This is a genomic window from Altericista sp. CCNU0014 (assembly GCF_044923475.1).
GTDB lineage: Bacteria > Cyanobacteriota > Cyanobacteriia > Thermosynechococcales > Thermosynechococcaceae > JAAURS01.
Map to the genome: position 1 here is coordinate 628,147 of NZ_CP137338.1, position 13,154 is coordinate 641,300.

The 13,154-nt window shown below is 51.0% G+C and carries 15 protein-coding genes and 2 tRNA genes; 8 read left to right on the plus strand and 9 right to left on the minus strand.

What is annotated here, in order from left to right; genetic code table 11:
- Positions 1–19 precede the first annotated feature (19 nt).
- The 4 genes from R6H26_RS03105 to R6H26_RS03120 all read right to left on the minus strand — a co-directional run bounded on the left by R6H26_RS03105 (position 20) and on the right by R6H26_RS03120 (position 2,520).
- A protein-coding gene (locus tag R6H26_RS03105) for an IS1 family transposase (protein ID WP_404788229.1) occupies positions 20–729 on the minus strand; the annotation gives its coding sequence in 2 pieces (ribosomal slippage) (positions 20–432 and positions 432–729; 711 coding nt in all).
- 966 nt (positions 730–1,695) lie between these two features.
- Entirely contained in the window at positions 1,696–1,887 is a 192-nt protein-coding gene (locus R6H26_RS03110) for a hypothetical protein (protein WP_404788230.1), read from the minus strand.
- Between the two features lie 13 nt (positions 1,888–1,900).
- Entirely contained in the window at positions 1,901–2,227 is a 327-nt protein-coding gene (locus R6H26_RS03115; RefSeq protein ID WP_404788231.1) for a hypothetical protein, read from the minus strand.
- 89 nt (positions 2,228–2,316) lie between these two features.
- Entirely contained in the window at positions 2,317–2,520 is a 204-nt protein-coding gene (locus R6H26_RS03120) for a hypothetical protein (protein WP_404788233.1), read from the minus strand.
- A 59-nt stretch (positions 2,521–2,579) separates the two neighbouring features.
- On the opposite strand from R6H26_RS03120, the gene R6H26_RS03125 reads away from it, so the two are divergent.
- Together R6H26_RS03125 and R6H26_RS03130 are read left to right on the plus strand one after the other, a co-directional pair.
- A complete protein-coding gene (locus tag R6H26_RS03125) occupies positions 2,580–2,873 on the plus strand; it encodes a DUF433 domain-containing protein (RefSeq protein ID WP_404788235.1) in 294 nt (97 codons plus the stop codon).
- On the plus strand, positions 2,870–3,214 hold the full coding sequence (locus R6H26_RS03130) for a DUF5615 family PIN-like protein (protein WP_404788237.1): 345 nt from the start codon (positions 2,870–2,872) through the stop codon (positions 3,212–3,214). The genes R6H26_RS03125 and R6H26_RS03130 overlap by 4 nt, the downstream gene beginning before the upstream one ends.
- Positions 3,215–3,426: 212 nt before the next feature.
- On the opposite strand, the gene R6H26_RS03135 is transcribed toward R6H26_RS03130, so the two are convergent.
- Positions 3,427–3,511: transfer RNA gene (locus R6H26_RS03135), tRNA-Ser, on the minus strand.
- Positions 3,512–3,736: 225 nt separating this feature from the next.
- Here R6H26_RS03135 and thrS point away from each other — a divergent pair.
- Both thrS and R6H26_RS03145 read left to right on the plus strand, forming a co-directional pair.
- On the plus strand, positions 3,737–5,602 hold the full coding sequence (thrS, locus tag R6H26_RS03140) for a threonine--tRNA ligase (RefSeq protein WP_404788239.1): 1,866 nt from the start codon (positions 3,737–3,739) through the stop codon (positions 5,600–5,602).
- Between the two features lie 4 nt (positions 5,603–5,606).
- Positions 5,607–6,197: an L-threonylcarbamoyladenylate synthase gene (locus R6H26_RS03145; protein ID WP_404788241.1), complete on the plus strand. Its 591-nt coding sequence runs from the start codon at positions 5,607–5,609 to the stop codon at positions 6,195–6,197.
- Here R6H26_RS03145 and R6H26_RS03150 read toward each other — a convergent pair.
- The gene (locus R6H26_RS03150; protein WP_404788243.1) at positions 6,194–6,598 is read right to left on the minus strand and encodes a DUF4359 domain-containing protein; all 405 of its coding nucleotides are present in this window, start codon (positions 6,596–6,598) and stop codon (positions 6,194–6,196) included. The two genes, R6H26_RS03145 and R6H26_RS03150, sit on opposite strands and share 4 nt — an antisense overlap.
- A gap of 211 nt (positions 6,599–6,809) precedes the next feature.
- Between R6H26_RS03150 and R6H26_RS03155 the strand changes: the two genes are divergently transcribed.
- A tRNA-His gene (locus R6H26_RS03155) sits at positions 6,810–6,883 on the plus strand.
- Positions 6,884–7,091: 208 nt separating this feature from the next.
- Here R6H26_RS03155 and R6H26_RS03160 read toward each other — a convergent pair.
- Together R6H26_RS03160 and R6H26_RS03165 are read right to left on the minus strand one after the other, a co-directional pair.
- A complete protein-coding gene (locus R6H26_RS03160; protein WP_404788245.1) occupies positions 7,092–7,427 on the minus strand; it encodes a XisI protein in 336 nt (111 codons plus the stop codon).
- Entirely contained in the window at positions 7,415–7,831 is a 417-nt protein-coding gene (locus R6H26_RS03165; protein ID WP_404788246.1) for a XisH family protein, read from the minus strand. Before R6H26_RS03165 ends, R6H26_RS03160 begins: the two co-directional genes overlap by 13 nt.
- A 188-nt stretch (positions 7,832–8,019) precedes the next feature.
- Here R6H26_RS03165 and R6H26_RS03170 point away from each other — a divergent pair, with 188 nt between their 5' ends.
- From R6H26_RS03170 to R6H26_RS03180, 3 genes are all read left to right on the plus strand, one after another.
- Complete coding sequence (locus R6H26_RS03170; RefSeq protein WP_404788248.1) at positions 8,020–9,171, plus strand: transposase; 1,152 nt, start codon at positions 8,020–8,022, stop codon at positions 9,169–9,171.
- Positions 9,172–9,382: 211 nt separating this feature from the next.
- Positions 9,383–10,822 (plus strand): TldD/PmbA family protein, encoded by a 1,440-nt coding sequence (locus tag R6H26_RS03175; protein WP_404788250.1) that lies wholly within the window; start codon positions 9,383–9,385, stop codon positions 10,820–10,822.
- On the plus strand, positions 10,819–12,150 hold the full coding sequence (locus tag R6H26_RS03180; RefSeq protein WP_404788251.1) for a TldD/PmbA family protein: 1,332 nt from the start codon (positions 10,819–10,821) through the stop codon (positions 12,148–12,150). Before R6H26_RS03175 ends, R6H26_RS03180 begins: the two co-directional genes overlap by 4 nt.
- A gap of 10 nt (positions 12,151–12,160) precedes the next feature.
- Here the strand turns inward: R6H26_RS03180 and coaE are convergent, their stop codons facing one another.
- Positions 12,161–12,784, minus strand: a complete 624-nt coding sequence (gene coaE, locus R6H26_RS03185; protein WP_404788252.1) for a dephospho-CoA kinase — start codon at positions 12,782–12,784, stop codon at positions 12,161–12,163.
- Between the last annotated feature and the right edge of the window lie 370 nt (positions 12,785–13,154).

Sequence of the window (13,154 nt, forward strand, 5' to 3'; positions counted from 1 at the left end):
CAATCTGATTTAGGTAGTCCTAAACAAGTAAGGATGCATTGTCGTGGTGAACAAAGAGCCAGATGGCTCCAATGTGATTTTCCAGTTTTTTAGAAAAAGAGAGGGTTTTACGCACTAATCGTGAGACTCGTTGGCGCATCGTACAGTTGAAACGCTCAATATAACTCGTTTTGCCTGTCTCTTTGCCCACAGCCTTGTGACGCTTATCAGGGAACACAAGGGCGTAGGCACTCCAAAAATCTGTGTAGGCCACTGCACACTGACGGTAGATCCCAGGCAACGAAGCCCAAAGCGCTCTCGCTCCTTGTTCAGAGCGGTCGCCGACATGAACCCCGACAATTTCGCGGGTCTCGACATCCAGAGCAAGCCAAATCCATTGTTTGTTGCCTTTATCGCCGACAAACGACCACATTTCATCGCACTGAAGGGTCAACGGCCCTTTTTTTTAGAGGACACTTTGACCTGTCGAGGAATCGACTCATATTTGCAGTTAACATAGTCCTGCAACCATGTTTCGGAAACATCGCAAACCCTCGCAATCCCGGCAAGCGGTATCTTTTCGAGTAAGAGTTTATCGATGAGGTCTTTGGTCACTTGAGAGATCAGTTTTTGCTTAGGGGCCTCAACGAACTGGCGACCGCAAGTTTTGCACTTGTGATTTTGATTCCCGTTATGGATAAAACCGTTTTTGACAACGTTTGTCGATTCGCAGCTTGGGCAACTTGGCATTGATCGTAAGGCGCTAAAGAGGTCTTTATGATCTTATCCTTACATTTGGGGGACTACCCTGATTTAGAACTGAGAGTGCATCCACCCCAAATGTATCTGGATTGCGAAGCGTATAGAGTTGCTGAATACTTTGCCATAGATTTTTTGTATCGCTAAACACCAACTCTTTCATAAACTTATACGCGATTCTTGAAAGTAAGGCTTCAGAATTAAATTAAGCCAGACTTTTCTGAAGCCTACAATTTAATGTAACAAAAAAATCACAAACAGATGGGTCAAATGGCGAATAGATTTTTAGAAGCCTGAACTGTATCTTACTTAGTAGGTTTAATGCAACTGTAGTGAACAAGCGATCGCCATTAACTGTTAAGAAGTTTTTCTGTAAGCAGTAGTTCTTATGAATTTGAATTGTGAGAATGGCTATTTATAGAAGCTTTCTTAGATCAAACATAGGAGAAAATATGATTTCTATTACCCTCAATAGCCCACCCCGCCCAGCAACTGGGGATGGGGAAGTAATTTTAGCCTTAGACGGCGTAGAAATGTGTTTTAATTGGAAGAATGGAGAATTTAATGGTGTCCATGCAGGTTCTGTGGATAGGGGAGAACAGGTTAATATTCTAAGTGACCACATAACGCTAGACGCAGAAGGGACAACATGTGAGTGCTGTATATGGCCAGAAGGCGGTGGAACAAGAGTTTGTTGGCCTATCAGGTGCGGGTCTGCCTGTCCGTAAAGTCAGGTAGGTTGAGTTTCCTAACGTCAACTCAACTTTAAACTTCCTCAAAATAACTTGAACCAGCGATCGCTTCCCCTTGCGCTGAATGCGCTGGAAACGCGATCGCTTTGTGGCTGAAGCTAAAGAAGGCGATCGCGTCTGTTGAGCTTTGGTTGGCGATCTGAGTATTAGTTTTTGGCTAAAAAAGGGCGATCGCCAAAAAAATCAATAAAAAGATCGCCACAAATTACGAAACTGGAACTTTTGACTCAAGCATTTGAGCCAAATCTCCACGAATCGCTTCTAAAAATAAGCAATCATTCGTAATATCTGCAACCTCATCCTCATCCAGTACTTTGCTAAGACGCTCCTGATATGCATTGATTTGGAAATCAAGGGCATCAACAATAAACCGAATTGCTTTTGGCGATAAATTCATTAGGTTTTACCCTCTAACTCATCTTATAGAACTTTGCTGCTATAGATTGCAGCGCAGCCTTATAGTCGTCTAACCTCATTGTACACGCTGGCTCCCAAGCCCAATGATTTCCATAGTCATTCACAAGGGTGAGCGCATCAGGAATAATAGCCCCCCGATCTAACTTCCACCAGTTTTTTCCTGCTCCTAGAGTTGCAAAAGTAGAAATTCCTCCAGAATTCTCGATAACCCAAATTTCGCCATCTTTTTCATAACTTTCAACATCCTGAGGACGCACATTATCCATCCTGGGAGAAATCGCATTACCCATTCGATACAGATCGATTAAAGTTTTGCTCATTAAACAGCTCTACACACCCAAAAGCCCCATAATTCTAAGATACAAGGTTGTGACGGTAGCAAACCTAATCTCAAACGGGTTTCTTCAAGCTAACTTGGGCTGGCGATCGCTTCCCCTTGCCCTGAATGCACTGGAAACGCGATCGCTTTGTGGCTGAAGCTAAAGAAGGCGATTGCGTCTGTTGAGCTTTGGTTGGCGATCCCGTTACAGCCGAATTTTCTGCCGGCTCCAAATGCATGTTCGTCTGCTAATGCTAGGGCGATCGCCATACTCACAGGCAACCCAATCCACACAATGACTGAGCCTATTGATAAACTAGATTAAACGCCAGTCAACCTGAGCCATTTGTCCTATGCTTGCTGAAACCTCTTCCCGCTACGTTACGAGCAATCCTGAAATTTTAGGTGGAGAGCCAATCATTATCGGCACAAGGACCTCTATCCGCGCCATCGTTGGTCTATGGCGCTTAGGCATCATGCCAGAAGAAATCCTCAATCACTTGCCTCATTTAACACTGGCACAGGTGTTTGATGCATTAAGTTTTTATCTCGACAATCAATCCGAGATCGATCATTACATTGAACGGAACCAAGTGCCCAACGAATTGATTCATCCCTCGGTCAAGGCCACATTAGCCACACTATGACCATCTTTGCCGCGCTTTATACAGACGAGGATATGTCGGCATTGGTTGCTACGCTCTTGCGCTCTCGTGGTTTGGATATTACAACAGTTCCTGAACAAGCCACCCTCGGTAAAACCGATCGCGAACAACTTGAATTCGCAACTTCATTAGGACGATGTATTCTGACCCATAACCGAGTTGATTTTGAGCGACTGCATCTTCAATACATGGAGGAAGGCAAACAGCATTGTGGGATTATCATTGTGCCTCAGAAAAGCGCCTATGAAGTCGCACAACGGATTGGTATTTTGGTAAGTGCATTAATGGCTGACAAAATCAACAATCAGCTATTGTATGCATAAAGGTTGCTTAGTTTGATGCTAAGGATCGTGGATTAAATAAACAGGCATAGGCAATCTTACGCTGGAAAGAGCATAGAATCCCACCGCTACAGGAATTAGCCGTACCGCTGTGACCATTGCATCATTACTGCGCCAGCAGATTAAGCCCCGAGTAAGCGCGTCCGACTGAGGATAGTCGCGCTCTAAGGAAGCCTGGAAGCGAGTTATGAAAACGGAGAGGGGGGGATTCGAACCCCCGTTGAGTTGCCCCAAAACAGATTTCGAGTCTGCCGCATTCAACCGCTCTGCCACCTCTCCCTAAGGCATTTCTAGACAAAGCCATGAGTTATTGTACATCGTCTAGCGCTGACCGATTCGGCTGAAGCAAAAACAGTCTCGGGCAAAGTGCCAGTTCGGCTCGGCGTCGCTCGTTCGAATCATTGAGCGTGCCTGATTCCGCAAAATTAAAGCGACGCAGCAGTGCCACCTTCGATAAGATGGAGGTTATCTATTCCTATTCTTCGTCGTTAGCGTCCTCCGCCCATGTCTGTCCAGCCTGAATCGTCAACTCAGAAAATTACGCTGCCCAAGACCAGCGAATCGGAAACCCTCAAGCGCATTCGCCATACCGCGTCTCACGTGATGGCAATGGCCGTGCAAAAGCTATTTCCGGGGGTGCAGGTCACGATCGGACCTTGGATTGAGAATGGCTTTTATTACGACTTCGATAGCCCCCAGCCGTTCTCTGAGGAGGACCTGAAGGCGATCAAAAAGGAAATGATTAAAATTATCAATCGCAAACTGCCCGTTCGACGCGAAGAAGTATCTCGCGCTGAAGCCCAACAGCGCATCCAGGCGCTCGACGAACCCTACAAGCTAGAAATTTTAGAAGGGCTGCAAGAACCCATCACCCTCTATCACTTGGGCGAAGAGTGGTGGGATCTCTGCGCGGGGCCTCACGTCGAATCCACCGCAGAGCTTAACCCCAAGGCGATCGAGTTAGAAAGCGTGGCAGGGGCTTACTGGCGCGGCGACGAAACCAAGGCTCAACTTCAGCGCATCTACGGCACCGCCTGGGAAACGCCAGAGCAGTTGATCGAATACAAGCGTCGCAAAGAAGAGGCGTTGCGCCGCGATCACCGCAAAATCGGCAAAGAGCTGGGACTGTTTATCTTTTCAGACCTGGTCGGACCTGGACTGCCCCTTTGGACCCCCAAGGGTACCATCCTGCGCTCTCTTCTGGAAGATTTTCTGAAACAGGAGCAGGTGAAGCGCGGCTACCTGCCCGTCGTGACGCCTCACATCGCGCGAGTGGATTTGTTTAAGACTTCCGGGCACTGGCAAAAGTACCATGAAGACATGTTTCCGCTCATGAGCGAAAACGAGGGCGATCGCCTAGCCGAGCAGGGCTTTGTTATGAAGCCCATGAACTGCCCGTTTCACATTCAGATCTACCAAAGCGAACTGCGTTCCTATCGGGAACTCCCCATCCGGCTGGCAGAATTTGGCACGGTGTACCGCTACGAACAATCTGGCGAGCTGGGTGGGCTGACGCGGGTGCGGGGCTTTACGGTGGATGACTCCCATTTATTCGTGACCCCGGAACAGCTGGATAGCGAATTTCTCAAGGTCGTGGATTTAATTCTGTCGGTGTTTGAGAAGCTCCAGCTCAAAAACTTCCGCGCCCGCCTCAGCTTCCGCGATCCGGCTTCGGACAAGTACATCGGCAGTGATGACGCCTGGGACAAAGCCCAGACTGCCATTCGTCGCGCTGTGGAAACCCTGGGTATGGATCATTTTGAGGGCATTGGCGAAGCGGCGTTCTACGGACCGAAGCTGGACTTTATTTTCCAAGATGTTCTGGAACGGGAATGGCAGCTCGGTACCGTCCAGGTAGACTACAACCTGCCGGAGCGGTTTGGTTTGGAGTACGTCGCCGAAGACGGCAACCGCAAACGCCCGGTCATGATTCACCGCGCGCCCTTTGGGTCTCTAGAGCGACTGATCGGCATCTTGATCGAGCAGTATGCGGGCAATTTCCCCTTCTGGCTGGCTCCAGTTCAGATGCGGCTGCTGACGGTTTCCGACGAGCAACTTCCCTTTGCTCAGAAGGTTGCAGCGGATTTCCTTGCAAAGGGACTGCGGGTTGAGGTGGATTCAGGGGGCGATCGCCTCGGCAAAAAGATCCGCAATGCTGAAAAAGCCAAAATTCCGGTCATGGCCGTGATTGGCGCGAAGGAGATGGAGTCCGATCGCCTCACGCTGCGCCTGCGGATTCCAGACTCCAACGATTCCGGCGCGATCGCATCTCGGGAAGTGGAAAGTTTGCCCATCGCTCTAGTGGAGGCGGCATTGCTCGAGGCTGTCCAAAGCTATACCGACCTCTCTGCGGCCTTTATTCAAGGGTAGAGCGGTGCCTCAAGTCTCCATTGCGGAATTGGTTGCTGCTGCTCGCGCGGGTCAACTGGTGGGGTTCCCGACGGATACCGTACCAGCACTTGCTGCCGTCCCAGAGGCGGCAGCGAGCATTTACGCCGCAAAGCAGCGCGCGCCCGAGAAACCGCTGATTCTAATGGCTGCAACGGCGGAGGATCTTTGGCCTTTTGTCCGAGGGGATGTTATGGCTCGGGCAAGATGGAAGGCCATTGCCGCAAAATATTGGCCTGGCGCGCTGACGTTGGTGCTGCCCAAGGGCGATCGCGTTCCCAATGCCGTCAACCCGGAGAATCCTACTAGCATTGGCATTCGGGTTCCAAACTGGCCGCTGGCCCTAGCAATCTTGCAGCAGACGGGGCCGCTGGCAACTACAAGCCTCAATCGTTCCGGTCAGCCACCCTTAGAAAACTTAATAGAGATTGCTGAAGCATTCCCGTCTGTGGTGACCCCTCCAATGGATTTATGGGAATTGCCGCTAGGGCAGGATCGCGTTCCTTCTACGGTGGCCCAGTGGAAGGTGGAGGGCTGGACGATTTTGCGTCAGGGTTCCGTCCGGCTAGAACCCTAAGAAATGAGGAAGAACTGATTGCCAATGCCCAGCACCCGCAGGGGACGAATGGGGAACTCAGTGGTATAGAGGCTGAATAGGAAAAAATCTTGACGCTCGGTGTTGTGGGCAATAAAGGCGCGAATTTCGGTTTTTCCCTGCTGCATAAAGGCTTGACAACTGTCCTTGAGGAGCGTGTCAAACAGTTTAGGCGTTTGGTCGTTGGCCCGGCAGAGGTCGCGGATTAAAAACCGAGAAACCGTTTGCGTGGCAAATTCCGTATAGCTTTCCTGCTTTGGATTGGTGGCAATCAGTGCTATGCCCAGACCGCAAACTACACTGCAACCCACCCATTGTGTCATTTTGAGGGGAAGGCGCGACTTCGTCGGTAACAATCGTTCGGGGGGGGAGGGTTGCGTCATTACGGATCTATTATCCACTCAATCCCGCGCTTCACAGACGAACAAACCAAAACTTCCCTAAACGTGCGGCCACGGACGTTAAAGTGTTTGCCCTTGACGCTCCATCTAATGGCTGCAAACCCATACTTTCTGTGTGGGAGATGGCATCGTCTGGCCCAGGCAGCAGACTAGATCTAAAATAGAATGAGGTGTTATATTAATCAAAGCTTTGGCGAGCGTAGCCAAGTGGTTAAGGCAGTGGTTTGTGGTACCACCATCCCGCGGGTTCGAGTCCCGTCGTTCGCCCTTGAGGCTTTTAGCCTAAAATACAATCCCCTAGAGCGCTCTAGGGGATTTTTTGATCGACCGATCGCGCTTCGCCATGTTTTGTTTGACCGGGAGGTTGCAGTCAGCTTGAAAACGTTAGCAATGCAACACGGCAAATGATGGGGGCGTTATCAAGGCGCATCGGTTCTGGATGAAGATGGCTGGAATCTGCCGACCGATGCCTGGTCTATGCAACGCCAAACCCAGTATATTCCCGCATATACGCAGCCTGAAACCCCAGCACAATATCCTCTTTCGCTACCCCCAACGTCATCAATTCTTGGGCGATGGGCATCTCTGTCATATTTTGCTGCACCCAAATTTTGCCATCCTTAATATCTAAATGCAGCACGCAACCGTGTACTCGACGATGGCCATCCCACCCTACATTCATTATCTGATAATGATCTCGCTGAGTGTCAAATACAGCTTGCGATTCAATTTCGCCATTTGCAATCGGGACTTTTATGTAGTTTGTTAGAAGGGTTTGTATGGCCTGACGATAGCGATCTATTGTATCCATTGCACGATAACCTCATTGACTGGCTCGTAAATAATCCGTTTTATTCCATAGCGTTCTACAGAAATTTGAGCAAATTCTCGTCGAAAAAATGCTTCATGTACGGCAACGGGGACAGCCAAGTACAGCAGACGTTCTGGATCGCTCAGTTCTAAGGCAAGTCGGTAATTAAGAAACTGGCCCAAGGCAGCATGGTAATCCGTGACAGGCGATTCCCCCAGGAATGTCTTGATTTCAACTGCAATTTTTTCACCAGCTCGTTCTGCTGCTAATAGCTGCTCGGCACCTAAATCAATTTCAAACTTTGCTCCTCCTACTTCTAGTCTCAGAGGATCATCCGTAATAATCCATTGCTCCTTCTGAAGCGCAACTTTGACAGCCTCATGGAACCGATCTTTTGCTGCCATGCAATTCTTGAATCTCGTGCAATCCAATCCTATTGTAATCAGATATTAGTCTTGCGTTTAACCCAACATTCCTTGATGGTGCAGAAAAGTCATGAAGACCTTACCAGCAGGCAATATTCAAATCTGTCAAAGGTGACAGAGAGGGGCATTCAATGTGATGCTTAAGTTCCCAAACTCAGAGCAATCCTATGTCAACCCCTCAACTCTATCGTCAACTGCAAACTCAACTGAGTCAATGGGTCACACCCAAAGATAAACGTCACCTTACTGTGTTTGCTGAAAACATCGCTGCAATCCTCCAAGCCCAAAGTGGCAGCTTAAGCCATTGGCTGACTTATTTGAGTCATCGTCGTTGTAAAGCCCGCTCTCACATGGAACGACTGAGCTACTTCGTTCATAATCCCAAGATCACCTCAGAAACATTCTATGTTCCATTACTGCTTCAATTTCTTCAAGTGTGGGCGGGCATGGCGACGACATTGACCCTGGATACAAGCATGCTGTGGGATGAGTATTGCCTGATAGAGGTCTGTCTGACCTGGGGAGGGCGCTCTTTTCCTTTGGCTCAAAAGGTGCTCAAGCATGGCAGTGCTACGGTCGCTTTTGCGGACTATTGCTCAGTGCTGGATGTGGCTGAGACGGTCTTACCCGCTGATTGTCAAATCACACTATTGGCTGACCGAGGCTTTGAGCATGGTGAGTTAATTCGTTGGCTACGGAGCCATCAATGGTCTTGGGCAATTCGCGCTAAATCCGATTTGAGGGTCACGTTGTCTAATGCTCAAACCGAGTCGGTTGCTGACCTGCTGCCAGAGCCTGAACAAGCTTTTCTATTTTCTGATGTCACGATTCTTGAAGATATCCACTGTCATTTGGCGACCGCTCGATTATCCATCGCCCAGGAGGCTTGGGCTGTGATTACAGATAAATCGCCTTCTGTGCAAACCTTCGCGCTATATGGTCAACGTTTTGGTGGCATTGAACCCCATTTCAAGGATTACAAGTCTGCCGCCTTTGAACTGCCTCGTTCTAAACTCAGAGATGCCCATGCTTTAAGCCGACTGCTGATGTTACTGGCGGCTGCGACCATTATTGCCATTTGCGTTGCCATTGAAACGATCGCTCAAGGCGCACTAAAGTCCATTGATTGGCATGCTCACAGGGGATTGAGTTTTCTGCAAATCGGGCTAAGACGGATTAATCAGTTGTGCTATCAAAGATTACCGCTGCCACCCTTGAGATATTTGCCACGATGTAATCCACCACCTGCTTATGCCTCTCTCAAGAAGCGAGATGCGATGAACACTCGCATTGAGTTTGCCAAGGTGACTGTCTTCTAAAGCTTTCAGCTCCTTTGAGTTTTCTGCACCACTAAGCCCAACATTCTGAATCCAGCCCGTCGTTTTCTTGAGGATTTAAGGTCAGAGCTATATTCTTGCAGTAGCGATCGCCCCTATCCTTTCCCCTAAAACGCACTACAGCCATGCACCACACCTCCAGGAAACGCTAGACTAGCCCATACATTTGTCTGGTTGCCGCCTGGAATAGCTTATGGAGTTCGATCTACACAAAGCCCTCAATAACCTGACCTTAGACGCCGAATGGGTCGGCCTGCGTCAAGTTTCAGAAAAAGCATCCACCCGCTACGTCCGCGACGGCAACCCCGAAGCCAACCGCCAATCCCGCACCCAGGGCGTCATGGTCGAAGTCCTCGCCAACGGGCAATTTGGCTATGCCGCCACCAATCGCCTCGATCGCGCAGGCATCCAAGCCGCCGCAGAACAAGCGCAACAACAGGCGATCGCCGCCGCCCCTTGGGCCATTCACTCCTTCACCGCAGACGTGCGCCCCAAAGCAGTCGGGCAATATACCTCCCCCGTCGGGCAACCCTCAGACGCCATCAGTGTCTCAGACCTCGTCGGGCTGCTGACTCAAGTCTGCCAAACCCTCAAAGTCTCCGATAAAGTGGTACAAACCAGCGCTATGGCCCAAACCGTCGAAACCGAACAGCGGTTTGTCAGCAGTAACGGTTCCGACGTATACCAGCGCTTCTTCTTTGTCGAAACTGACTACGCTTCCACCGCCCAAGACGGAGCCGTCACCCAAAAGCGAACCGATAACGGTCAACTGGCCCGCTGTTACCAAGCAGGCGTAGAAGTCTTCGACCCCGCCGCCGTCCTGGCTCGCGCCCGCCAAATTGGAGAGCAGTCCGTAGAGCTATTGGTTTCCGAAGAATGTCCCACCACCACCGCCACCTTAGTCCTAGCGCCCGACCAGATGATGCTGCAAATCCACGAAAGCATCGGTCATCCTCTAGAACTAGACCGCATCCTGGGCGACGAGCGCAACTATGCCGGATCTAGCTTCGTGAAACTCTCTGACTTCGGCACCCTCGTCTACGGGTCGCCCCTCATGAACGTCACCTTCGACCCTACCGTCCCCGGAGAACTTGCAGGCTACGCCTTTGACGATGGCGGTACCCCCGCCCAGCGCGAGTATCTCATTAAAGAAGGGCTATTGCTGCGAGGGCTGGGCAGTCTAGAAAGCCAAACCCGCTCCCAAGTGCCTGGGGTCGCCAACTTCCGCGCCACCTCCTGGAACCGTCCGCCCATCGATCGCATGGCAAACCTGAACCTAGAACCCGGCACCAGCACCTTTGAAGACACGATCGGGGATGTTGAATTCGGCGTATACATGGAATCCAACCGTTCCTGGTCCATTGACGACTACCGCAATAAATTTCAGTTCGGCTGCGAGTACGCCAAGCTGATCGAAAACGGCAAGCTGACCAAAACCCTCCGCAACCCTAACTATCGCGGCGTGACGAATCAGTTTTGGCGGAGCTTGGTGAAAGTGGGCGATCGCCACACCCTCGCCATGTACGGCACCCCCTACTGCGGTAAAGGCGAACCCAACCAAGCCATCCGCGTCGGCCATGCCTCGCCCACCTGCGTTTTTAGCAATATCGAAGTGTTTGGAGGCGTCGCATGAGTCAAGAGCCGGAGCAGTCTTTCAATCGGCTTTGCGATCTGCTGCTGGATACCTTGGGCGCAGAAGAACATCTTTCCATCGATTTGTCTGGCGAAGACAGCCATTTTATGCGGCTCAATCGCGGCAAAGTCCGCCAGGTGGGAACCGTGACCGATGGCGATCTGTCCCTGCGCCTCAGCCACGATCGACGCACGGCAACGGCCTCGGTCTCCTTCACGGGGAGCTTGGCGGTGGACAGCGCGATCGCCCTAGAAGCCCTCCAAGACTTGCGGCAAGAACTCCCCCAACTTCCCGCCGATCCGTACCTCGTCCTGCCCCAAAACTACGGCTCCAGCCACGAGGTCTATCCCGGACAGCTTTTGACGCCTGAAGATGCGCCCCAGGCCATTTTGCCCCTCGTCCAAGGCGTAGACTTTACCGGAATTTATGCCTCTGGCTCTATTCTGCGCGCCAACGCCAACTCCGCCGGACAGCGCCATTGGTTCGCCACCGAAACTTTTTTCCTGGACTACTCCATGATTGCCCCATCGGAGAAAGCGGTGAAAGCGACTTTGGCGGGGCAAATCTGGAGTCAAGACCAGTTCCAGGCTGAAATTGAAGCCTCCAAAGCCCAACTTGAGGTGATGGATCGTCCCGTCAAAACCATCGCGCCCGGTCGGTATCGTACCTATTTGGCTCCGGCGGCGATCGCCGAAATTCTATCCATGTTTTCCTGGGGGGCGGTCAGCGAATCGTCCCTGCGGCAGGGCGGCAGCGCTCTGCTCAAACTGCGAGAAGGCAAAACCCTCTCGCCCCTCTTCTCCCTGCGCGAAAACTTTAGTCGCGGGACGGTGCCCCGCTTCAACAGCTTGGGCGAAATTGCGCCGGAAGAGGTATTGCTGATCGATCGAGGCACACTCGCCAATACTCTCGTTAATGCCCGGACTGCAAAAGAATACGGCGTCGCGAGCAATGCCGCCAACAGCAGCGAAAGCCTCCGTGCCCCAGAAGTTTCTATGGGAATGCTTGCGTCGGATGACATTCTGAAGCAGCTCGATACCGGACTGTATCTCTCGAATTTGCACTATCTGAACTGGAGCGATCGCCCCAGCGGACGTATCACGGGCATGACCCGCTACGCCTGTTTTTGGGTAGAAGGCGGCGAGATTGTGGCACCCATCCAAGATCTGCGCTTTGACGATAGCCTTTATGCATTTCTGGGCGAGAATTTGGAGGCGGTGACGGATTTTCAGGCCTTTGTGGCAGATGTGGATACCTATGGGGGGCGATCGCTGGGCGGCGCTCAGGTGCCCGGAATGCTCGTTCGCGACTTTACGTTTACGCTGTAGCCTCTAGAAGCTAATCAGAAATGTGCTTCTGCACAGCTCGGTCAACTTGCGCGTACAGGGCTGAGCGCGCGCCAGAATTATCTAGGACGACATCGGCGCGACGACACTTTTCTGCCATTGACATTTGGCTGTCGATACGAGCCTGGGCCTCCTGTTGTGTAAGATGATTGCGCTGCATCAGACGGCTGAGCTGCTGCTCGGGACTACAGGTTACAACCCACACCTCAGAAACCAAATCGGTCATCCCTGCCTCAAACAGCAGCGGGATAACCATTACGATCTCGGGTTGCGTTGCCAGAACCTCCTGCATCTCCTTCAGACGCTGCCGCACGAAAGGGTGAATCAGCGCCTCAAGCCATTGCCTTTGGGCCGCATCCTGAAAAATAATCTGACCCAGCCTAGATCGGTCGAGCGTGTTACCTGCGTTTAATATCTCTGGGCCGTACTGCCGCACAATGGCCTGCCACCGATCGGATCCCTCTAACACGGCTTCTCTGGCATAGCAGTCTGCATCCAAAATAGGGAGCCCGTAACGATGGGCGAGGTAGCTCGACACAGTCGTTTTGCCAGTCCCAATGCCGCCCGTTAGCCCCAGCACTTTTGAAGCATTGACCGAAGCAGTGCCGCGATGCATGACAATTTTATAGAGAGTGTTGCAATCTGAGACCTAGCGCTGAAGTCTATAGTAATATCTAAAATCGTCGAAGGCACTCTGTAAAGCAACAATCGTCTGCGCCATAGACGGATCGGTCTGGTGCTTGAGCGATGGCATTCCTGCTGGTATTTGATGACATTGAAGTCACACCCGAGCAGAAAAATTTCGATTACAGTGCTTACATAAGGTCATACTTTTATGTATGACAGTTCCCTCCTTTATACTTAATTTGCCTATCGAAGCATGTATCAATGAAGCCCGAATCTAGACAAATAGACGCAATAGGCGGGGTTTGAGACAATTCTGATGCATCGATAAAGCTTAAGAATTTTCCTTTTAGATATTTGAC